Source organism: Phyllobacterium sp. P30BS-XVII, assembly GCF_014138335.1.
In the GTDB taxonomy this organism is placed as follows: Bacteria; Pseudomonadota; Alphaproteobacteria; order Rhizobiales; family Rhizobiaceae; genus Phyllobacterium; species Phyllobacterium meliloti.
The window spans coordinates 248,879-269,119 of record NZ_JACGXO010000005.1; the positions used below are offsets into that span (position 1 = coordinate 248,879).

The window sequence follows — 20,241 nt, forward strand, 5'->3', positions numbered from 1 at the left end:
AGAAATAAAGAACTATTTCTCCAGACATAGAAATGAGCTTGATGACTTTGGGAGTCTGAAATGACTGAAGTTCGATATTTTGGCCTGAATCTGTCGTGGATGATTCCTGCGGCGGCGAAGCATGGCAATGGACCTGTGGGCAGTCTGTCTGACCTCAATGGCCACCTGCTTTGCGATATCAATCTGAGCCCCAGCATGCGCTCCTGCCTGAAATTTCCGGATAGCGATCGGCGCTGGCTGGATTTCCGTCAGCCATTCTAGAATCCATCCATTGTGAGAATGGCTGAATGCCCCGGTATCTCGATAGACGCCGGGGCAAATAATTTTTACGATTCTCCAGTTATTTCCGTGTTCTGGGAGTATAGGCCGAATAAAGAATATAAGCGGCTATTGAATTTATCAGAGCTATCGCAACAGACTGCGCGCTCACAGGCATGTGATGGACGAAGCGTAAACCATCGCAATTTTGCCATAGGCGCTTTTCAGATTGGAACCAGTTTTAACGATCCGCGTTTCTAAGCCATGAAAAACGCTCAGTTCAAACCGGTGACCGTCGAGTCACTTCATTCGTTCAAGCTGCGGAACATCGGTTCCGTGGCTGAAGCTGCCGAGTTTTTATCGAGTGACTGGCCGGGTGAGCGGGGGAGGATTTATCTTCTCGCCCAAATGGCCTGCACCGAGGCGATGGAGGGCCATGCTTCGCCCGCCATGGTACGATCGATTTTTGTTCAGGCGACTATGGAAGCCGATATTTATGTCGAGAACACGACATGGGTGCGATGATATCGCCGCGCATATTGTCAGAATTGCCGCTGCTTCGTTGAACGGGAAGCATGCGCCACCAGACCCGGTCCATCAGTCAAGATGCGGAAAAAGAAAACAGGCCACCCACGTGGCAACAATGCAAAGAATCGTGATTGCTAAAACGGACATCAAATCATCTCCAAGCACTAGGGCTAACACGGAGATTGGGTACTTTCAATTATACATAAGTACAAAAGTTCGTGTTGAAAAAGTGAGCTATAATAGTTCCTGACTCGGCTCTGACTACCGATCAGACAATGCCAGTTTCAAGCCAAAACCAATAAAGATTGCGCCGGCGAGAGCATCAATGGCGCGGCGTGCCCGCTGATAGGCGTCAGCAACCGTACGGTGGCTGAGGGCGGCGACAAGACCAGCGTACCAGATGGTTGATATGGTCACCATCACGACCACCGCTGCGGCGCCGTGCGTCCAGGGTGTACCCGGCGCCATGGTTGCTGCGAACAGACTGGCGACGAACAGCGCGGATTTTGGATTGGCGAGGTTGGTGGCAAGCCCGAGACGCCATGCACCCATGGGTGTCAGCTTGACCTTGCTTGCAGGAATAATCATGTCGCCCTTTGGCTGGCGTACCTGCCACAGCAGACGCAGACCGAGCCAGAGAAGATAGATACCGCCAGCAATTTTCAAACCCATATAGGCAATCGGCGCGGCCATGAACAATGAACCAACGCCGAGCCACCCGGCAAGCCCCCAGCACAGCGTTCCCGTTATGGTGCCTGCCACGGCAGAGATCGCGATCTTGCGCGAGCCGGTGAGGGTGCAACGTACAACCATGAAGAAATTTGGCCCCGGTGTCAGCGCCGCAATGGTCCAGATTGTTGCAACAGTGAGCAGGAACATATCGTCTCCGGGGGATCGATGTTGTTGTCGCGATCTATAGCATCGATTACCCGCCAGCCGTAAGGGCTCGTGGCAGATTGGCGAGCGGTTATAGCGCGGTAAATGTTAGAAAATATCTCTAAAAGCAAAAGGCTCAGCAGCGTGAGCTGCTAAGCCTTTGAGGTGACTGGCTCCCCGGGCCGGATTCGAACCAGCGACCAACCGGTTAACAGCCGGTTGCTCTACCACTGAGCTACCGGGGAATAGCTACTCAGTCATCAGCGAAGTGGCCTATAGCAAAAGGGTTTCGCTTTTGCAAAGGACCATTTCGCTTTTTTTCATATAATGTTCACAGGAAAGGATGAAATGCCCGTCCGGCGTCCCTACATCGGGGGTCTGTTGAACACGAAATACGAAAGAGCTGCTGAGTGACCGAACGCCCCGAAAACACCGGTAATCATACGTCAAACGGTGCTGAAGCGCATTCCACGACGCCAAAACGCCGTCATATGCGCATCTTTGGCCGTCATGTGCCAATACCGCAATCGGTGGCAATGCGTCGCACACTGGGCGGTGCGCTTGTTGTAGGCGGAATATTTGGTTTCCTGCCGATTCTCGGTTTCTGGATGATTCCGCTTGGTCTTGTCGTGCTTTCGCATGATTCCACGATCGTCCGGCGCAAACGCCGCCAGCTCGAAGTGAAGCTTGGACGGCGCTGGAAGGGGAATCGATCCTCTGCCAGCAACAGCAAAGCCTGATTCCGGGCTGTTTGGCGCGCTCAGGGGCGGCGCGATTTCTGATTCACAGGTTTGATTCGACTTTGGCTTGGCGCATGTTTACGCCGCTGCTACCCCTGTCCTTACTGGTTATTGGCTGAGGGAGAGGCGGGATGATGAGATTCGTACGGATATTGCTTGTTGCTGTGATTGCGCTGGTCGTTGTCATCGGCGGGCGCTGGTACCAGTACATAACAAATACCACGAGCCCCTATGACGAGGTTGGAATCAGCCTCAATAATTATATGCCTGTCCCGATCAGGCAGTGGGGTTGCGCCCAGTTAAAAAAGAATTTCGGCAATAATCTGCCACCCTATGGCTGTGCGGGCGGCGATGGCAGGCAATGGTTGTAATTCAGAGCGAGTTTTGATTCTCAAATCTGTCTGCGCGTGCCACTCTCGGTGATAGCCGCGATCAGTGCGCGCAAGCCACGGGTGACTGTTTTATCCTGCCGGATAATGAGGGCCAGTTCGCGGTGCAGATTGGGGATGAGCGGGCGAACCGTAAAGGCGCGTCTTTGTTCCGGTTCCCGTACCGCCATGGCTGGCAGGATGGCCCAGCCAAGCCCGGCGCGGACCAACTCCTTGATTGCCTCCACGCTGCCGAGTGACATGACAGGTTGCAGGGTTACGCCGCTTTGCTCAAACCATCTGTCGATGATCCGGCGCGTATTGCCTGAGGGTTCGAACAGAATCAGCGGATTCTTGACCAGCTCCGCAGCTGTGAGCTGCGGCGGCATCACGACACCAGCCGGGGCGACAGCGACAAATTCATCCCGCAGGATCGATTTGATTTCGAGCATCCGGCCCGATGCGGGCATTGTGACGAGCGCTATGTCGAGAACATTGTCTTCCACCGCCTTGACCATATCCGCCGTATTGCCGGTGCTGACAGTAATATCCAGCGAGGGAAAACCCTGGCGCAAGCTGCGCAGGAGTGGCGGCAGCAGGTAGATGCAGGCGGTTGCACCGGTGCCCAAGCGCACACGACCGATTGTTTCTGTCGTATATCTGGCCATGGCATCCAAAGCGCCTGAGACTTCCCGGTTGATACGCCCGGCATGGGCGAGAAGTTCAGTACCGGCAGCCGTTGGTGTGGCTTTGCGGCCGATTCGCTCGATCAGGAGAACGCCGAGCCGTTTTTCGAGTTGGCGCACCTGCAGGCTCACGGCCGGTTGGCTGATATTCAACCTGTCAGCAGCGGCTGAAAAACTGCCGAGTTCGATGACCTCTACGAAGGTTGCAAGCTGATCAAGGCTAAGGGACGACACAAAGGTTTCCTTATAATTCGTATAGTCTACCAAAGCTTCTTTTATATTGCGAATGGCGTCACAGTGTCATCAGCTTTTTAACCGATGGGCGGCGAAAAAGGATGCGCAGGACACGGGAAAATGAAGGTGCAGATGGGCAGAATCCGCACCGTGTTGCAGCAGATGGATTGGTATCTGACCGCCGCACCACAATCACGAATTCATCAACTCGCTGCGTTGCGCGCGCTCGACCCAGATTTGCTTGATGATATTGGCCTGACGCCAGCCGATGTGCTGCGCGGAACCCCGAAGGATATTCCGTTGAATAATCAATTGTTTGAATCAAAGACCTCGCAGTTTGATTCTACTGCCTTGCATATACGTGATGCCGATGATCGCGACATGACAGCAGTTCAATCCATTTATGCCTATCATGTGCTCAATGGTATCGCTTCTTTTGAAGTCGAGGTTCCATCGCTGGATGACATGATGGCGCGCAAGGCAGGCGTTCTTGCCGCTGGCTTACCCTATCTGGTGGCCGAGGCGGGCGGACACATCGTGGGATATAGCTACGCTACACTCTATAGGCCACGCCCTGCCTATCGTTATACGGTGGAAGATTCAGTTTACATCGCCAATGAAATGTCCGGCTGCGGTATAGGGTCGTTGTTGCTGGGTGAATTGATCAGGCGATGCGAGGCAGGCGATTGGCGGCAGATGGTGGCCATAATAGGCAATAGCAGCAATACGGGCTCTTTGAGACTGCATGAGCGGCTTGGCTTTGAGCCGGTGGGAACATTGCGTTCTGTTGGTTTCAAGTTTGGACAGTGGGTCGATACGGTGCTGATGCAAAGAGCGCTGGGGCAGGGTGACAAGATTTCACCCGTTTAGAGAAACCTGCGGTCGGAGCGAACAGCGATAAGCCAGAAGATGAGCGCAGCAACGGCGCCTATGCTTCCGATCATCACTATTGCTGTGATGTTCCGGATAGCAGCAGCGAGAATAACCCCGAGGAGCGCGCCGCAGACCATGAAGAACAGCGCGGAATGTCGTTGTCTGGCTTGATCAATGGTCACTGCCAGCAGGGCAGGCAGGAACGCGATGATTGCTATGAGCGGTGCGGTGTTGAACCATTGGCTGACATCTGAGAGCTTGGCGATGGATTCTGGGTTGCTGAAAGAATCCCAACCGGCAAGACACAGATAGAACAGGGCGCTGGCGACGCAGGATGCGATGAGAAGTCCCGCAAAGAAAAGACTGACACGCGCAATGCGCTTGAGCGGAAATTGCACGGCAGACATCGAGGGCCCGTTGTCATTCTGTGGAGAGGGGGTCACTTCCATAGTTTGATTCATAATTGATCCGCATTGACGAGCAAGCTGTCATTCAACAGTCAATCAATCCTGGCGGCAGACAGAGGCAAACAGTAATAGATTGTGGGGGCGGATCAGAAGACTTTACAGTCTTCATCGCATATATGACGGCGAAGTCAGCTCAACTCTGTACCGCGCCAGAAAATAGAGCGAATTGGCTGGAACATACCTCTAAATCGGCCACCTCAATGCTATCGTCATGGGGCCGCGGCTGATTTATTTTCTCAACGAAACCATCAGGGCCAACAAGTTGGAAATCACGTAATGAGCGGATCAAAACGACATATTGGCCATATCAAGAATGCGGATAATATCTTCGTCAAAATGCTCGAACCCAGCGATTTTGAACGGATAAAAGTCACCAATGGGGGAGCGGCTTGGAACGCCGACCAAAAACTTTGGGATCAATATCTTGCCGAGCAACATAAGGAGGAAAGAATCATTCTTCTGGCAATTCGAGAATTGCAGGTGGTGGGTTATGTTACCTTGGCTTGGTTGTCGGCATATGATCCATTTCGTGAAGACGATATACCCGAAATCAACAATCTTGTCGTTGCGCAACAGGCTAGAGGAGGTGGCATTGCCACCCTTCTAATCGCAAAACTCGAACAGTTGGCGAGAGATACTGGCAAGACAAAGGTGGGAATTGGGGTTGGGCTTTATGCGGATTACGGCCCGGCCCAGAAGCTCTATTTTAAACTCGGCTACACACCTGATGGCAATGGCATTACCTATGACGGAAAGCCAGTCATTGCCGGAGAGCATTACTGCGTCGACGACGAATTGATCCTTTGGATGACTAAAGCGATTTGATGATGGCTCGGCACAAATCGCGATGATCGGCGCGCGGTTGCGATAATTCTCATATCTCCACAGCTTCAACATTTTTGCTGTTGCAGCACAAAACAAAAACGGCTATTCGGAGTGCCGCAAGTGACTGAATTCAGAATGAAAAATCGTCACTTCCATAAGTAGTTAATTTCATTAGCTATTTTGCAGTTGAGGCCTCGTGGCGGAGTGGTTACGCAGAGGACTGCAAATCCTTGCACCCCGGTTCGATTCCGGGCGAGGCCTCCAACGCTTTCATTTCACTCTGTATATATTTGGTATTGCTTGCACTCTTTCAGGTGTGCCAGATCGTTCTGCCTGATGGAAAGCAAGAGCAATGATAGCTCTTATTGCTCTGGTTTCCATCTGCGGTGCGGACCTATGGACAGAAAGCACTTACCAGTCCAACCCAGCCCAAGCAGACGGTTGCGGGCATATCAGGGCGGATTAGTGAGCTTGCAGCCTATGATTGGCCGCGAGAAATTGTTTTCCAGATGCGGTCACTACGATTTGCGTTGTGCTGGATTGTGACGGCGAGCGGTCTATGAAACCGCGATCAATCGCATCTTCCCAAATTGTCAGCCGGGGGCAGGAGGTTTTCCATACGTCCATCGCATCTGCATAATGTCGCGGTTCCCGGGCCACCCATTCAACCAGATCAAGTATCAGGCTGTCATTGTTGTTTTCCATCACGATTCCTCCCGTAAGAAGCATTGCATTTCGGCACCGCACGGCAGAGTTCATCATTTTAGCACTTCATCCGAGAAACAAAAGCGGCGTCTGTCACATCCGGAAAGCTTCTTCGTGGGGTGAGCGCTTCACAAAATTAAACCGCAATTGGGCATAGGGTAGGGCGCGCAGGATCAGATCAATTGGGAATTCGATTATGTTTGGTGGAGCAAAATATGCACTTCTCATGTGTTTTCTCGTGCTGAATAGCTCTGCAAATGCATCGCAGGGGGGCTTGGCTCTTGTGTATCGCGGGCCTGCCGGATGTGATGATTGTTCTTCTGCAATCGCCGACGCCTTAAAGAACAGTACCTTTCATTTTGACGTTCAGTTTATCGGCCCGAATGAAAAGTTGAAGTTGGAACCATCCAGTTTCATCGGGGCTTCATTGTATGTCCAACCCGGCGGCGGACAGGATATTGACGGGGCGAGAAAAAGCCTTGGAAAAGCTGGCATCCAGTCCGTCAGGGATTTTATATCCAAAGGCGGGCGGTATCTGGGAATTTGCATGGGCGCGTATCTCGCCACGGATCTGGGTTTTAATATTGTAGACGGTGAAACTGATTCTGAGGTTGGAAGACCGGGGTTTCCAGTTTCCGATATTGGTGATTACGTCGTGCCCATTAAATGGAAGGGCTCTCAGTTATGGACGTATTATCAGGATGGTCCATATCTTCCAAAAAATGATGCGAATTCAGGTTTTCTGGCGCTTGCGCACTACCAGACCGGGGATGTGGCAGCTGCGCGCTATTCCTATGGCAAAGGCAGTGCAACGCTGATCGGACCTCATCCCGAAGCACCTCAGGATTGGTACGATAATTACGGCTTGCACAACCCGGATGGAGTAAACTCAAAACTAATTCAGGGATTGCTCGATGCCGCAATGGCTGAATAATGTCGGGTATTATTCTGCTGGCTGTGCCACAGGGAATTTCCATGTGCCATCAAGTATCTCTGCGCGCGGGCGAAACATTCGCACCGTGTAGCTCCAGCCTTCCGTGATTGGCAGGCAATTTTGAATTTTGCCATCGCATCCGCCAAACTGGATATTCACCAACCCGTCGGCACCCTTTTTCGCCGTGACACTATTGACCGAATAGATGTTGTCTTGGTTCGCTTCAAGGTAGCCTTTGCTGTTGTAGACGGTCAGTGACCAAAAGCCATCGACTGGAACTTCACCCACCGCCAGTTTGTGGATGGTCTTGCCGTCATTTCGCGCTGGTGTGATTGGCAGATAAAGAGCGTCTTTCTCAGGGTTGCCACCCCACAGCATGGCCGATCCAATGAGATGTTTTACCGGATCGACGTCTTGTTCGCCCGCGCCAAACATGTGCCGCGTATCGGAAACTGTGGTGCCAAGCTGCATAAGCGCCGCCTGTATTTTCTTGAGGCCTGTTTCGTCCCAATTGGGGATTTCGAAATTGCCGGAATGATCCTGACTTAGTTTGATTGCATCCTGCAAGGCATGAACTTGCTGGATTTCTTGCCTGTCTGAAAAATCGACAAGGAAACGGACTACGGCAATGGCATAGCGCGTGCCGATCATCTGCCGCGTCACGGTGTAAGTACCTGCGCCATAGAAAGTTGCCGGAGTATATTGATCCTGATTGACGATCTGCATTGCCATGAAACGCTTTGCACCTTCGGGCAGCGCGATTGTCACCGGTCCGGCATCAAGGTCGAAAATCGCGAATGAATACAAGGTGTCGCGATTGGGGCGGACAATCCCCTGCTGAACCGGAGGGGCAAGCTCGCGCCCATGGCGGAACTTTGCAAAACCGCCACTCTTGACCACACCGGCGAAATTAACATCCGATTGTAGTTCTCAACGGTAACAGGGGTTGAAGAGGTGGCGGGCGTTTGAGCGGTTGCGCCGGAAGTGACTATCATCGCGGATAGGGCAGCGGAAGTTATCATATTGATCTTCTTCATAATGGCTCCGGGGATAAGTTTGAGCGGAACTTAATGCAATCAAATATGAAAAAGAATGCCCATAATTGACAGAAGGTCTACCAAATATGATAGGCTTGCCATATGGATCTCAATGCCACTCACATGTTCGTATCGGTCGCTCAATCGGGCAGTCTTTCAGCGGCAGCGATCCGTCTCGGAATCCCGCTTCCGACGCTGAGCCGGCGGATAAGGGAGTTGGAGCAGCAGCTCAATGTGCAGTTGCTGGTACGCTCGGCGCGCGGCGTAAAACTCACCGACGCGGGAGCACGGCTGTATGAATATGCCAGCCGCGGTATTGAGACATTGCTGGATGCCGAGCAGGCTGTGGCGAGCGATCAGGCACGATTAAAAGGACGCCTGCGGCTATCAATACCCCAGACCTTTTACCCTTGGTGGGATTTGCTTCAGGCGTTTCAGCGCCGCTATCCTGATATCCAGATACATGTCTATTCGACGGAGCGCCGCGTTGATCTGGTGGAGGACGGTGTCGATGTCGCTCTTCGGGTAGGGGCAATTGTTCACGATAACATGATCGCGCGGCATGTTCTGTCTTTTCGCAACGTTCTGGTTGCCAGCCCGCAACTGATTGCACGTCTTGGCATGCCGAGCGTGCCCGATGATCTTCGCAGCTTTCCGTGCGCTGTATGGGCTTCACGCATCGATAATCCGGCTCGTTGGGATTTGGGCGGACAGATCGTCGAGCCGCCCACGGTGTTCTCAGCAAACGACTACCAGTACTTATGTTGCCGAGCGCTGGGCGGCGATGTGGTCACTGAATTGCCGCCGTTTCTGGCGGCTGCACCCATTCGCGATAAGCGACTTATACCGTTGCTGCCGCGTTATCCATTGCCTGAATGGTCTATCAACCTGATCTACCCGCCGCATCGCCATCAATCGACAATTGTCAGAACATATCTGGATTTTTGCCAGAGTTATCGCCCGAACATTGTTCAGGCTTGCCAGATCGATGTTGTGTCATGAGGAGAGGGCGGCAGGAATATTTCGATATTCAAAGCTGACAAGACTATCGTCAGTGCCCGCCTTGAGGGCTCCCTCTGCCAGAGCTGCTACTGTTGCCCTTGCCGGGGCCGCTACTGTTGCCCTTGGCAGAGCTGCTACTGTTGCCCTTGGCAGAGCCACCACCGTTCCCCTTGCCAAGGCCTGTTCCATTTCCTTTACCGGGGCTAACGCTGCTGCCCTTTCCGGGGTTCATGCTACTGCCCTTGCTACTCGGTTTACTCCCTTGGCCACGAGGTCCACCGAAACTGAACCCGAATCGCGCGGCTTCAGCGCTGCTGACGAGCACGATGCTCGAAGCGGCAATGACAGACAATGCGATGATGAGGATTCTCCTCATATATTGTATACCGTTTCTAATCCCGATTTTGGTCGCTCAAACGAAATTAGAAGCTGCTGCTTGTCAATTCAATTGGTAATAATACGGATAAAATAAAACCCGCGCGGCCAATAATGTTGATCGCGCGGGTTTGGATGTCTGCCGGATTACTGCGGGAATGCGCCCGGAATTGCCTCTGTGGGCAAGCTCGGTTCAACATTGATAAGCGGCTGGGCGTCGCTCGCGGACTTGTTTTTAGCCAAGGCTTCACGAAGCAACTGCCATTCGCGTTCATGGCGCTGGTAGACTTCCTGTGGAACGGTCTTGATCGTCATTCTGTGACTCCGAATTGAACTGCCGGACGTGGTAGCGATCAAAATAGGCAAGAGTTCTGCAGTTCAAATCAACAATTGCGACGGTCTATTACAAAAATCATTATGTCGGCGAAGATTTTAATTTCAATTTTAAACAAGTGTTCCGGTGTCAATAATACTGGACTGCGAAACACACAGTAAAATCGATTAAAATATTGGTATTGTTCGTTTTATTTCAGTTTTGTTCATCGTCTGAGAGGGCCGCGCGTATTTTAACCTCGTCGGAATCATTGAACGCTGCGAATATATCGTTACCGATCAGACTGTGAATTTCGCGCAGGTAGGTCGTTGCAGCCGTGGTTTGACCAAGGGCAAGGTATGAGCGCGCAATGGACAGCGATGCCAGTGGCTGCTTATGGCCAAGACACCAGTCACGCGCCATCTGCGAGATGGCGATGCTTTCGTCAAAACGATCTGCATCAAAGAGAGCCGCACCAAATCCGCTCTTGATCCAGAAATTGATATCTGTCTGCGGTAAAAGTTCATCCGCAATGCGCGAAGCCTTTTCCCAATGCTTGACCGCGAGCAAATGGTTGCCAACGGCGCCCAGGCGAATTCCCTCATTTGCCTGATCGAAAGCCTGTCGTTCTGTGGGATTCATCGAGTCAGCCATTTTTACCGTATCGGAGCGTTAACGGCGACGGGACGGACGTTAGAGTACCGAACCAGATCCGGGATTAGCTGGACCGGCGTTCCGAATAGCGGCGGTATACACCTCTGCCGGCGTTTTTTGCGATGTAGAGCGCGGCGTCACCACACCAAAGCAGGCTTTCCGGCGTCTGACCATCACGGGGGGCGAGTGCGGCACCGATGGTTGCCGTTATTCTGATGGGGGCATCTCCGCCCAGATCATAGGGCTGAGAGATCGATCCGATGATCCTGTCGGCAACGCGGGCGGTCTCCTCGGCCGTCACCTGAACGAGCACAATGGCGAACTCATCGCCGCCCAGACGGTAGACCACATCGTTCTTGCGCAAACAGGACTGCAGCCTGTCCGCTACCAGTCGCAGAAGATTATCACCGTCGCTGCGGCCATACTGTTCATTGATGGTCTTGAAGCTGTCAATATCGATACAAAGAATGGCAAATTCTATGCGGTCAACGAAGTCACTTTCGCCGTAAGATGCGCAAAGACTATCCAGATGTTCTTCAAGCGCATCCCTGTCGGCCAGTCCGGTGAGTTCGTCGTGACTGACGGGAAAATCGCCCAGTCCTTTGAAATCAATCATTTACGCCTAATTCCTATTACCGCTTACCGATTCCTTTTGCCTGCCTATGACAATGGCAGGTGCTTGCTGTCAGTTCAATCACAGAATTGAGTACATGCGTGAGCGGAAAACAATAGCAAGGTAAATAAAAGCAGCTTCAGTGCGTTTTACTTTACCACGGATTTTCAACCAGTTCGACGCCTGTTTTTGTTATACTTTAGGATGTGACACATTCCGTTAGTCGCGCAATTACGCTGCTCATATCAATTCACAATGACGTTAGACACGGTACCAATGTTTCGAATCTCAAAGTCTATGGCCGTTACGGCTCACCAAAGAATCGATTGCAAGACGATGGCCCAGCGTTCCGTCCCCTGAAAAACGCGACAAGAGTTGCACAAAGATTACGGCTTGCGAGAAATGGTCGATATTCGTGAAAAAATGACAGCTATGTCATCTCGCCACGGCAGACATTGATTGACGATGGCTTAATTTTTTGCCACATCCTGTCCTAAATTATTGCTTCTGCCGTAATCATCCGGCGGAGGCCTGTTACGCGCTTGCAAGCGCTCTGTGTTGCAAGTGCCTTGCCAGGAAAGCTTGTGGACCATGACGCTGAACTTTGAAGATCTTCGCATCAAGATGGTCGACAATCAGTTGCGTACGACTGATGTGACCGACAAACCACTGCTTCAGGCATTCCTTGATGTCCCCCGCGAAAAATTCGTACCGGCGGCGCGCGTGCCTCTCGCCTATATTGACGAGGATGTGCTTGTGGCTGCGGCCACTGCGGAATCAGGCCCACGTTATCTGATGCAGCCTTCGCCATTCGCCAAGCTTGTACAATTGGCAAATGTGCAGCCTGAGGATGTCGTGCTGGATATTGGCTGTGCAACTGGTTACTCGGCTGGTGTGCTTTCGCGAATCGCCGGGTCAGTCATTGCGCTTGAAAGCGATCAGAGCCTTGCGCAGCAGGCTACCACGACGCTGGCGGAGCTTGGTTATGACAATGTGGTCGTGGTCAGCGCGCCGTTGCAAAATGGCTACGCTTCAGAAGCACCTTACGACGTGATTTTGTTTGAGGGTGGTATTGATCATGTTCCTGGTCCATTATTCGACCAGCTGAAGGATGGGGGACGTCTTGTCGCCGTTGAGGGCGCGGGCAATTCTGCCAAGGCCATGATCTACGTCAAGAATGATGGGGTTGTGTCCGGTCGTCCTGCTTTCAACTCTGCCGTGAAGCTGCTTCCCGGTTTTGAGAAAGTGCCTGAATTCGAGTTTTAACTGTCGCGCATGAGACAAAAGTGCAACGGTTGGCCACTTTGTTCGGATATCGAAAAATGTGTTTGTGGCCCATCTTGCAAATTGAAAGCTAATGAACGACATGTGGTCGAACCAGTCGGTTCGGTCTGGGGTTTACAGATTTTAGAGAATGAAGGGGTTTATGGTGTTCATAGCGGGTAAGCGAGTACTCACCGCGGCGCTGCTGTCGGCGACGGTCTTGACATCTACGCCTTCACTGGCAGAAACGATCCTTGGTGCCATGGCCAAGGCATATGGCAACAATTCCACGCTCAATGCTGATCGTGCTGGCGTGCGCGTTACTGATGAAGGCGTGGCCGTAGCAAAATCCGGTTATCGCCCGACAATTTCAGCCACGGCGAATTTAACCGCTGCTTCACGTAAGAACGATGGCAGCAGTTCCGGTAATTCGACCAGCGGAACATACGGTATTTCCGTCAATCAGACATTGTTTGACGGGTTCCAAACGCAGAACAAAGTATCATCTGCCAAGACGCAGGTTTTGGCTCAGCGTGAAAATCTGCGGAACAACACGCAGAACCTGCTTTTCAGCGCTGCACAAGCCTACATGGATGTGTATCTGGCGCGTCAGGTCGTTGTTCTGCGGCAAAAGAACCTTGAATTCCTTGATGAGCAGCTGCGTGCTGCCAAGGCTCGGTTTGATGTTGGTGAAGGCACGCGGACGGACGTTGCACAGGCTGACGCGGAGAAAGCTGCGGCTATCGCCACGCTTAACGTAGCGCGTTCGGATGCGAAGACCGCCGAAGCGACATATATCCAGATTGTTGGCGCTTCACCGACCGGTCTCAAGTCGGCAAGTATTGCATCGAAGAATTTGCCCAAGTCCATGGACTCGGCTTTTTCCATTGCTGCCAACGATCATCCGGCGATTTTGGCGACCCAGTATGCACTTGACGCAGCTGGCTATGACGTAAAATCCAACGAAGGTGCGTTGTTGCCGCAAATTGGTTTGAGCGGCAGTGTCAACCGCAATGAATTTTATTCCGGTGGTACACCAGGGAATACAACTGACTACACCACGGCATCGGCAGGCATCACGCTGACCATTCCGATCTATAGCGGTGGCCGCACGCCAGCACTGGTCCGTCAGGCCAAGGAAACCGCGGCTCAGCGCCGGATTGAAGTCGATGTGCAGCGTGATACCGTGCGGCAGGCGATTGCCAAGTCATGGTCGCAGCTTGAAGCTGCCAAAGCATCCATTGTTGCGCAGAAGACAGTTATTTCTGCCGCACAGCTTGCCTTGAACGGTGTGATCGAGGAACGCAAGGTCGGCCAGCGCACGACATTCGACGTGTTGCAGCAGCAGGCTCAGGTTCTTTCCGGACAGATCGCTTTGGCACAGGCTGAACATGACAGTGTTGTCACAAGCTACGCTGTGCTTCTGGCCGTTGGACGGCTTTCGCCGGAACGGATCGGATTGCAAGTGGCTCAATACAAGCCGGAAGAGCATTACGAAGCCGTCAAGGACAAGTGGTTCGGACTGCGGACACCAGACGGCCGCTAGGCTTTTGGGCCACTTATTTGAGACTATTCAGATGCCGCCGGTCTAACGCCCGGCGGCATCTGTGTTTGTGGATTGAAATATCAGGTTTTTCGCGCTGGCCAGAAAAGTCTGTGGGTTAGACCGGATTGTCCGCCCGAGGGATTCTCAAAGACAATGTAAGCCTCTACACTGAATGCAGATTCGTTGCTTGGCAGCGAAACAAGATGTAGTAGGCGAGAGTATCATGGCACAATCATCCAGCGTGGCGCGCGAACCTTCTATGGAAGAGATTCTCGCCTCGATCCGTCGCATCATCGAAGAGAGTGATACGACGCGCACGGATGATGTTGTGCCCACACCTGTTAATTCAGATGTCCCTGTTCAGACCGCTGCAATGCAGGTGCAGCCTCAGTCCTATGATCTAGCCGACGAAGAGGTGGAATTGCCGCCACGCGAGGGCATTGCCGTTTCGCATCCGGCTTCGCAGTCCTATGAGGCACCGCTAAGCCGGCCATTCTCGCCGCTTCAGTCGAAACTCGTTGAACGCGAAGCAGCGGTAACGGAAGCAGCCGTGCAGCCTGAAGTTCTGGAGTCACCCGTCATTCACGAAACGTCTGTGCATGAGCCAGTGGACTATCATGGGCCCGAGGCAGAAACTTTCGAAGCACCGGAAGCGATTATCGAAACCCCCGTCGTCGCGCCTGCGCCACACGAGGAGCCTGCCATTGAACCGGAGCAGATCAAGGCGGAAGAGCAGAAGTTTACAGCGGAGCCCGTTGAAACCGTCTCTGATGCATCAGAGGCAACTATAGGCGACGAAGTGTCCTTGGATCTGGAGCGCGCATTGGAGCCGATCCTGTCTGAAGCGACAGAACGTCAAGTCAGTGCCGCTTTCGGTGATCTTTCCTTTGCGGTGCAGAACGAACAGCGGCGTTCTTTTGACGAGATCGCACAGGAAATCATGCGACCCTTGCTGCAGGACTGGCTGGATAACAATCTGCCAAATCTCGTAGAGCGTCTTGTGCGTGAGGAAATTGAGCGCGTGGCGCGCGGCGCCAAACGCTGATATCGATCCGGACTACACTCTCCAAACAATCGCGAGAACGTACATAATAGCGCTCGACAGAATCCGTGTCCGCTTGTGATTATAGCTTGCGAGACGGCATTTGCCTTGATGTAAGCGCAATGTGCGATACGATGGTACTCATGGAGTTCTCCTATCCGTGAGTCAAAGCCATCCCGGCGACATTCACCAAGTCATCATTGACTTATGTCCAGCCATTCGGTTTACACCGTAGCTAATCCTTTTCCGCAAAAATGACGGACTATTCGCATGCTTGAGAAGACCTATGACGCCGGGGCTATAGAGCCGAAGATCGCAGAACGCTGGGATGAAGCTGGAGCATTCAAGGCTGGAGCTGGTTCAAAGCCCGGCGCCGATCCTTTCTCGATCGTTATTCCTCCGCCCAATGTGACTGGCTCGCTGCATATGGGCCACGCGCTGAACAATACGATTCAGGATATTCTCGTGCGCTTCGAGCGTATGCGCGGCAAGAATGTGCTCTGGCAGCCGGGTTTGGATCACGCCGGTATCGCAACACAGATGGTGGTTGAGCGCCAGCTGATGGAACGCCAGCAGCCGGGCCGCCGTGCCATGGGCCGTGAAAAATTCATCGAGCGTGTCTGGGAATGGAAGTCGGAATCCGGCGGCATTATTGTCGATCAGCTGAAGCGCCTTGGCGCATCCTGTGACTGGTCGCGTGAACGTTTCACCATGGATGAGGGACTCTCAAAGGCCGTTCTTGAAGTCTTTGTCACCCTCTACAAGCAGGGGCTGATCTACAAGGACAAGCGTCTGGTCAACTGGGACCCGAACCTGCTGACAACGATCTCCGATATCGAAGTGGAGCAGCGTGAACTTAAAGGCCATCTGTGGCATTTCCGTTATCCGCTTGAGAATGTTGCATTCGATCCGGAAAACCCGCACACCTATATTGTGGTTGCGACGACTCGTCCAGAAACCATGCTGGGTGATACGGGCGTTGCGGTTAATCCAAAAGACGAACGCTACCATGCTGTTCTGGACAACAATGTTGTTCTGCCGCTGGTTGGCCGCCTGATTCCTATCGTTGCTGACAATTACGCCGATCCGGAAGCGGGATCAGGTGCAGTCAAGATTACGCCTGCCCATGATTTCAATGATGCGGAGGTTGGCAAGCGCAACGATCTGCGCATTATCAATATCCTGAACATGGATGCATCGATCTTCCTGAAGGATAACAACGACTTCCTCGAAGGATTGGAGAAATCGAGTCATCTTGATCAACTGATTCACGCACTGGATGGCAAGGACCGTTTTGCCGCACGCAAGCTGATCGTCGCCATGATGGAAGAGGGCGGCTATCTCGAGAAGATTGACGATCATACGCACATGGTCCCGCATGGCGATCGTGGCGGCGTGCCGATTGAGCCTTATCTGACCGATCAGTGGTATGTGAATGCCGGCGAACTCGCCAAACCCGCTATTGCCAGTGTCCGCGAAGGCCGCACGAACTTCGTGCCGAAGAATTGGGAAAAGACCTATTTCGACTGGATGGAGAATATCCAGCCATGGACAATTTCGCGTCAGCTCTGGTGGGGCCACCAGATCCCGGCCTGGTACGGTCCAGATGGTCAGGTTTTTGTTGAGAAAACCGAAGAAGAGGCCCTGAGCGCTGCTGTTCAGCACTACCTTGCGCATGAAGGGCCGATGAAGGCTTTCGTGCAGAACCTGCTTGAAGACTTCAAGCCGGGCGAGCTTCTCACCCGTGACGAGGACGTGCTTGATACGTGGTTCTCGTCGGCTCTGTGGCCGTTCTCCACATTGGGCTGGCCCGACAAGACCCCCGAGCTTGCCATGTACTACAAGACCGATGTGGTCGTGACAGGCTTCGACATCATCTTCTTCTGGGTGGCCCGGATGATGATGATGGGCCTGCACTTCATGAATGAAGAGCCGTTCCACACGATTTATATGCATGCACTTGTTCGCGACAAGAACGGCGCCAAGATGTCGAAGTCGAAAGGCAACATCATTGATCCGCTGGAACTGATCGACGAATATGGTGCGGATGCGCTGCGTTTCACGCTTGCGATCATGGCGGCACAGGGACGCGATGTGAAGCTCGACCCGAGCCGCATTGCCGGATACCGCAATTTCGGGACGAAACTCTGGAATTCCACGCGTTTTGCCGAAATGAACGGCGTCGCACGCAATCCCGCATTCCGCCCTGAGAATGCCAAGCTGACGGTCAATCGCTGGATTTTGACAGAACTCACCAATGCGGTGCGCGATGTTACCGATGGCATTACGAGTTATCGCTTCAACGAAGCGGCTGGCGCTGCCTACCGTTTCGTCTGGAATCAGTTCTGCGACTGGTACATTGAACTGCTGAAGCCGGTGTTCAATGGTGAAGATGCGGAAGCCAAGGCGGAAGCGCAGGCCTGCGCTGCCTATGTTCTTGATGAAATCTACAAGCTGCTGCATCCCTTCATGCCCTTCATGACGGAAGAGTTGTGGGCGCATACTGCAGGTGAGGGGCAGGTGCGTGAAACCTTGCTTTGCCATGCGGGTTGGCCGGAGCCGGATTTTCTGGATGCGGAAGCCGCTGCTGATATCAACTGGCTGATTGATCTTGTCACGGGTATCCGCTCGGTGCGGGCTGAAATGAATGTTCCGGCATCCGCAACCGCCCCGCTCGTCGTTGTTGGCACCAGCGATGCCACCAAGGAACGATTGGTGCGCCATGAAGCCTCGATCAAATGGCGCGCGCGCGTCGAAACGATCAATCTGGCTGATGAAGCGCCAAAGGGTTCGGCTCAGTTTGTTATCGGCGAAGCGACTGCCTGCCTGCCACTGGGCAGCCTGATTGATGTGAAGGCTGAGGTTGCTCGTCTTGGCAAGGAAGCTGGTAAAATCAACGAGGAAATCGGTAAGATCGAGAAGAAGCTTGGCAATGAAAAGTTTGTCGCCAATGCCAAACCCGAGATTGTCGAAGCCGAACGCGAGCGCCTCGCCGAACTGCAAGCATCGATTGAGAAGATCGAAGTCGCCATTCGCCGCGTAAGTGAGGCAGGTTGAGTAAACTAGCCATTTCTGGCTAATTGATTCTCAATTTAATTGAATTAATCTGCGCTCCCCTTGAATAGGTGGGGAGCGCACCCTACTTTCGACAGTTATCCGCCCCAATTCGGTCATTTTTGAGCGCCGTTGCATTTGAGCAACATTGACGCTTTCTGGCTGAAAACGGCCCGTTTCTGGCTTCAATGCGGTGGTGTGCATTGCGAAATTCTGAAAAATCTGGGTGAAAATACGCGAAAGCTCCACGTTTTTGAATTTCGCGCCTCCAGCCTCCGAAAACCGCCCGTCGTAAACAAGTTGCAGGATTCGCGCGCTTTGTTACCTATTACGTATTGGTAACAATTTTGCTGAACTGTGATCGCGCGTTCAGAAGTTTTCAGGTCTCGGGGAGGACTTAATGACTAAGACTATTTCCACAATCATCGGCGGCGCGCTTCTTTTGACAAGTGTTGCTACTGCTGCTCAGGCCGGGGGCCTTGAGCGCGGTGGTTACAACTGGGATCTCCTCTTCAGTGAAGAGCGTTTTGCGACCGAAGGTGGCGTGATCTACGTTATGCCTGATCGCAAGATCAAGAATGCGAAGGATACTGATCCACGCGATGGCAACAACAATAACAAAAGCAAGTCCGCAAACGAAACGCCTGACTATTCGGTTTATAAGTTTGGCGCGAAGGTTGGCATTACACCCGATCTTGATTGCTTGGGCACCTATAGCCAGCCATGGGGCGTTCACACCAACCCAGGCAACAATTGGGCCGGCGTCAATCAGAACATCGAAACCAAGGTCAAGAGTGAAGACTGGGGTTTGACATGTTCCTACAAATTCAACGTCGGTGAAAAAGGCGACTTCCGCATTATCGGTGGTGTCTCCTATCAGGAAGTTTCCGGTTTCAAGGAACGTCAGGTTCATCCCGGCTTCCCAGGTCGTTTCGACGGCACAGGCCGTCTTGATCTGGAAGGCAATGGCGTTGGCTGGCGCATTGGTGCTGCCTACGAAATTCCAGAAATCGCACTGCGCGCCAGCCTGATTTACAACTCAGAAGTTGATCTGGGTACAGTAACCGGGACGCTTGATCTGACGCAGTCGCCGCTGGCACCCGGCATCGGTGGCAAGATCACCAATGTTTACGGCACTGCAACCATGCCACAGTCGGTTGAATTCAAGCTGCAGAGCGGTTTCGCACCGGGCTGGCTGGCCTATGGCTCGGTTAAATGGGTTGACTGGAGTGTTCTCAACGTCATCGCTTTCTGCCCTACCGCTACGCAGGGAAAAATTGCCTGCGGACCAGCTTCGCCAGCACGGGCCACGTCGCTTGATCTGATGTTCCAGGACGGCTGGACAGTTACTGGTGGTGTCGGTCACAAGTTTAACGACCAGTGGAGTGGCCAGCTGCAGGTTAGCTGGGATCGTGGCACATCAACAGGCCTGACAACTCAGACCGATACCTATCTGCTTTCCGGTGGTGTTGCCTATTCGCCTAATAAGAATGTTGAAATTCGTTTGGGTGGCGCGATCGGCATGCTGACCTCCGGTTCCTACGGCCCGACGAGCTGCCCGAATGCCACAAAGAAATGCGGTACGGATGCTTCATATGACTTCGGTGATGATCTCGTGACTGCAGTCTCGCTCTCGGGCAAGTTGAAGTTCTGATCAACCAAAGATTGAACAGAAAAGCCCGGTATTCGTACCGGGCTTTTTAGTATTCAGGCCCTGGTTTGTTGTGCAGTGCGAAGCGCGTCGTCCTAAAAGTAAGAAATTCTCCATTACGTTTTGTGACGATTCAGCAACACTTCTGAGCGATGATTTGCAAGGCGGAGGCAAGGGGCAATTTTGCCCATTTTGCG

General features: G+C 52.8%; 22 protein-coding genes and 2 tRNA genes. 14 read left to right on the forward strand and 10 right to left on the reverse strand.

Annotated features, from left to right (window positions below):
• The first annotated feature begins 60 nt into the window (after positions 1-60).
• Positions 61-261, forward strand: a complete 201-nt coding sequence (locus tag FHW17_RS15870) for a hypothetical protein (protein ID WP_112524734.1) — start codon at positions 61-63, stop codon at positions 259-261.
• 261 nt (positions 262-522) lie between these two features.
• A complete protein-coding gene (locus FHW17_RS15875) occupies positions 523-783 on the forward strand; it encodes a DUF982 domain-containing protein (RefSeq protein ID WP_091877268.1) in 261 nt (86 codons plus the stop codon).
• A 264-nt stretch (positions 784-1,047) separates the two neighbouring features.
• Here the strand turns inward: FHW17_RS15875 and FHW17_RS15880 are convergent, their stop codons facing one another.
• A complete protein-coding gene (locus FHW17_RS15880) occupies positions 1,048-1,665 on the reverse strand; it encodes a LysE family transporter (protein WP_182510300.1) in 618 nt (205 codons plus the stop codon).
• A gap of 167 nt (positions 1,666-1,832) precedes the next feature.
• Positions 1,833-1,907, reverse strand: a tRNA-Asn gene (locus FHW17_RS15885).
• Between the two features lie 246 nt (positions 1,908-2,153).
• Here FHW17_RS15885 and FHW17_RS15890 point away from each other — a divergent pair.
• Together FHW17_RS15890 and FHW17_RS15895 are read left to right on the forward strand one after the other, a co-directional pair.
• Positions 2,154-2,402 carry a hypothetical protein gene (locus FHW17_RS15890; protein ID WP_112524952.1) on the forward strand — a complete coding sequence of 83 codons (249 nt, stop codon included), beginning with the start codon at positions 2,154-2,156 and terminating at the stop codon, positions 2,400-2,402.
• Between the two features lie 131 nt (positions 2,403-2,533).
• Positions 2,534-2,773 carry a hypothetical protein gene (locus tag FHW17_RS15895; RefSeq protein ID WP_112524740.1) on the forward strand — a complete coding sequence of 80 codons (240 nt, stop codon included), beginning with the start codon at positions 2,534-2,536 and terminating at the stop codon, positions 2,771-2,773.
• A 20-nt stretch (positions 2,774-2,793) separates the two neighbouring features.
• Here FHW17_RS15895 and FHW17_RS15900 read toward each other — a convergent pair whose 3' ends face one another.
• Positions 2,794-3,690, reverse strand: a complete 897-nt coding sequence (locus tag FHW17_RS15900) for a LysR family transcriptional regulator (protein ID WP_112524954.1) — start codon at positions 3,688-3,690, stop codon at positions 2,794-2,796.
• A 120-nt stretch (positions 3,691-3,810) separates the two neighbouring features.
• Here FHW17_RS15900 and FHW17_RS15905 point away from each other — a divergent pair, with 120 nt between their 5' ends.
• The gene (locus tag FHW17_RS15905; protein ID WP_348643747.1) at positions 3,811-4,560 is read left to right on the forward strand and encodes a GNAT family N-acetyltransferase; all 750 of its coding nucleotides are present in this window, start codon (positions 3,811-3,813) and stop codon (positions 4,558-4,560) included.
• Here the strand turns inward: FHW17_RS15905 and FHW17_RS15910 are convergent.
• Positions 4,557-4,970, reverse strand: coding sequence for a hypothetical protein (locus tag FHW17_RS15910; RefSeq protein WP_182510301.1), 414 nt, complete (start codon positions 4,968-4,970; stop codon positions 4,557-4,559). The two genes, FHW17_RS15905 and FHW17_RS15910, sit on opposite strands and share 4 nt — an antisense overlap.
• A gap of 336 nt (positions 4,971-5,306) precedes the next feature.
• Between FHW17_RS15910 and FHW17_RS15915 the strand changes: the two genes are divergently transcribed.
• Together FHW17_RS15915 and FHW17_RS15920 are read left to right on the forward strand one after the other, a co-directional pair.
• Entirely contained in the window at positions 5,307-5,855 is a 549-nt protein-coding gene (locus FHW17_RS15915) for a GNAT family N-acetyltransferase (protein ID WP_182510302.1), read from the forward strand.
• Positions 5,856-6,045: 190 nt separating this feature from the next.
• Positions 6,046-6,119: transfer RNA gene (locus FHW17_RS15920), tRNA-Cys, on the forward strand.
• Positions 6,120-6,317: 198 nt separating this feature from the next.
• On the opposite strand, the gene FHW17_RS15925 is transcribed toward FHW17_RS15920, so the two are convergent.
• A complete protein-coding gene (locus FHW17_RS15925; RefSeq protein ID WP_182510303.1) occupies positions 6,318-6,560 on the reverse strand; it encodes a hypothetical protein in 243 nt (80 codons plus the stop codon).
• Positions 6,561-6,756: 196 nt separating this feature from the next.
• On the opposite strand from FHW17_RS15925, the gene FHW17_RS15930 reads away from it, so the two are divergent.
• Positions 6,757-7,494, forward strand: coding sequence for a BPL-N domain-containing protein (locus FHW17_RS15930; RefSeq protein ID WP_112524751.1), 738 nt, complete (start codon positions 6,757-6,759; stop codon positions 7,492-7,494).
• 9 nt (positions 7,495-7,503) lie between these two features.
• Here FHW17_RS15930 and FHW17_RS25465 read toward each other — a convergent pair whose 3' ends face one another.
• On the reverse strand, positions 7,504-8,394 hold the full coding sequence (locus FHW17_RS25465; RefSeq protein ID WP_348643748.1) for a DUF1254 domain-containing protein: 891 nt from the start codon (positions 8,392-8,394) through the stop codon (positions 7,504-7,506).
• Positions 8,395-8,633: 239 nt separating this feature from the next.
• Here FHW17_RS25465 and FHW17_RS15940 point away from each other — a divergent pair, with 239 nt between their 5' ends.
• Positions 8,634-9,533: a LysR family transcriptional regulator gene (locus tag FHW17_RS15940; RefSeq protein WP_182510304.1), complete on the forward strand. Its 900-nt coding sequence runs from the start codon at positions 8,634-8,636 to the stop codon at positions 9,531-9,533.
• Here the strand turns inward: FHW17_RS15940 and FHW17_RS15945 are convergent.
• The 4 genes from FHW17_RS15945 to FHW17_RS15960 all read right to left on the reverse strand — a co-directional run bounded on the left by FHW17_RS15945 (position 9,528) and on the right by FHW17_RS15960 (position 11,491).
• Positions 9,528-9,722, reverse strand: coding sequence for a hypothetical protein (locus FHW17_RS15945; protein WP_182510305.1), 195 nt, complete (start codon positions 9,720-9,722; stop codon positions 9,528-9,530). The two genes, FHW17_RS15940 and FHW17_RS15945, sit on opposite strands and share 6 nt — an antisense overlap.
• 333 nt (positions 9,723-10,055) lie before the next feature.
• Complete coding sequence (locus tag FHW17_RS15950) at positions 10,056-10,223, reverse strand: hypothetical protein (RefSeq protein WP_182510306.1); 168 nt, start codon at positions 10,221-10,223, stop codon at positions 10,056-10,058.
• A gap of 214 nt (positions 10,224-10,437) precedes the next feature.
• Positions 10,438-10,875 carry a hypothetical protein gene (locus FHW17_RS15955; protein ID WP_112524760.1) on the reverse strand — a complete coding sequence of 146 codons (438 nt, stop codon included), beginning with the start codon at positions 10,873-10,875 and terminating at the stop codon, positions 10,438-10,440.
• 64 nt (positions 10,876-10,939) lie between these two features.
• On the reverse strand, positions 10,940-11,491 hold the full coding sequence (locus FHW17_RS15960) for a GGDEF domain-containing protein (RefSeq protein WP_112524763.1): 552 nt from the start codon (positions 11,489-11,491) through the stop codon (positions 10,940-10,942).
• A gap of 588 nt (positions 11,492-12,079) precedes the next feature.
• On the opposite strand from FHW17_RS15960, the gene FHW17_RS15965 reads away from it, so the two are divergent.
• The 5 genes from FHW17_RS15965 (at position 12,080) to FHW17_RS15985 (ending at position 20,047) form a co-directional block, all read left to right on the forward strand.
• Entirely contained in the window at positions 12,080-12,754 is a 675-nt protein-coding gene (locus FHW17_RS15965; protein WP_112524767.1) for a protein-L-isoaspartate O-methyltransferase, read from the forward strand.
• Between the two features lie 148 nt (positions 12,755-12,902).
• Positions 12,903-14,297 carry a TolC family outer membrane protein gene (locus tag FHW17_RS15970; protein WP_182510307.1) on the forward strand — a complete coding sequence of 465 codons (1,395 nt, stop codon included), beginning with the start codon at positions 12,903-12,905 and terminating at the stop codon, positions 14,295-14,297.
• 223 nt (positions 14,298-14,520) lie between these two features.
• On the forward strand, positions 14,521-15,342 hold the full coding sequence (locus FHW17_RS15975; protein ID WP_182510308.1) for a DUF2497 domain-containing protein: 822 nt from the start codon (positions 14,521-14,523) through the stop codon (positions 15,340-15,342).
• Between the two features lie 267 nt (positions 15,343-15,609).
• The gene (locus FHW17_RS15980; protein WP_182510309.1) at positions 15,610-18,396 is read left to right on the forward strand and encodes a valine--tRNA ligase; all 2,787 of its coding nucleotides are present in this window, start codon (positions 15,610-15,612) and stop codon (positions 18,394-18,396) included.
• A gap of 397 nt (positions 18,397-18,793) precedes the next feature.
• A complete protein-coding gene (locus FHW17_RS15985) occupies positions 18,794-20,047 on the forward strand; it encodes an OmpP1/FadL family transporter (RefSeq protein WP_112524782.1) in 1,254 nt (417 codons plus the stop codon).
• Positions 20,048-20,241 lie beyond the last annotated feature (194 nt).

Coding starts and splice junctions, on each gene's coding strand:
- FHW17_RS15870 (WP_112524734.1), top strand. CDS start 61: ATGACTGAAGTTCGATATTTTGGCCTGAATCTGTCGTGGATGATTCCT.
- FHW17_RS15875 (WP_091877268.1), top strand. CDS start 523: ATGAAAAACGCTCAGTTCAAACCGGTGACCGTCGAGTCACTTCATTCG.
- FHW17_RS15880 (WP_182510300.1), bottom strand. CDS start 1,665: ATGTTCCTGCTCACTGTTGCAACAATCTGGACCATTGCGGCGCTGACA.
- FHW17_RS15890 (WP_112524952.1), top strand. CDS start 2,154: ATGCGCATCTTTGGCCGTCATGTGCCAATACCGCAATCGGTGGCAATG.
- FHW17_RS15895 (WP_112524740.1), top strand. CDS start 2,534: ATGATGAGATTCGTACGGATATTGCTTGTTGCTGTGATTGCGCTGGTC.
- FHW17_RS15905 (WP_348643747.1), top strand. CDS start 3,811: ATGAAGGTGCAGATGGGCAGAATCCGCACCGTGTTGCAGCAGATGGAT.
- FHW17_RS15910 (WP_182510301.1), bottom strand. CDS start 4,970: ATGTCTGCCGTGCAATTTCCGCTCAAGCGCATTGCGCGTGTCAGTCTT.
- FHW17_RS15915 (WP_182510302.1), top strand. CDS start 5,307: ATGAGCGGATCAAAACGACATATTGGCCATATCAAGAATGCGGATAAT.
- FHW17_RS15925 (WP_182510303.1), bottom strand. CDS start 6,560: ATGGAAAACAACAATGACAGCCTGATACTTGATCTGGTTGAATGGGTG.
- FHW17_RS15930 (WP_112524751.1), top strand. CDS start 6,757: ATGTTTGGTGGAGCAAAATATGCACTTCTCATGTGTTTTCTCGTGCTG.
- FHW17_RS15940 (WP_182510304.1), top strand. CDS start 8,634: ATGGATCTCAATGCCACTCACATGTTCGTATCGGTCGCTCAATCGGGC.
- FHW17_RS15945 (WP_182510305.1), bottom strand. CDS start 9,722: ATGGAACAGGCCTTGGCAAGGGGAACGGTGGTGGCTCTGCCAAGGGCA.
- FHW17_RS15950 (WP_182510306.1), bottom strand. CDS start 10,223: ATGACGATCAAGACCGTTCCACAGGAAGTCTACCAGCGCCATGAACGC.
- FHW17_RS15955 (WP_112524760.1), bottom strand. CDS start 10,875: ATGGCTGACTCGATGAATCCCACAGAACGACAGGCTTTCGATCAGGCA.
- FHW17_RS15960 (WP_112524763.1), bottom strand. CDS start 11,491: ATGATTGATTTCAAAGGACTGGGCGATTTTCCCGTCAGTCACGACGAA.
- FHW17_RS15965 (WP_112524767.1), top strand. CDS start 12,080: ATGACGCTGAACTTTGAAGATCTTCGCATCAAGATGGTCGACAATCAG.
- FHW17_RS15970 (WP_182510307.1), top strand. CDS start 12,903: ATGAAGGGGTTTATGGTGTTCATAGCGGGTAAGCGAGTACTCACCGCG.
- FHW17_RS15975 (WP_182510308.1), top strand. CDS start 14,521: ATGGCACAATCATCCAGCGTGGCGCGCGAACCTTCTATGGAAGAGATT.
- FHW17_RS15980 (WP_182510309.1), top strand. CDS start 15,610: ATGCTTGAGAAGACCTATGACGCCGGGGCTATAGAGCCGAAGATCGCA.
- FHW17_RS15985 (WP_112524782.1), top strand. CDS start 18,794: ATGACTAAGACTATTTCCACAATCATCGGCGGCGCGCTTCTTTTGACA.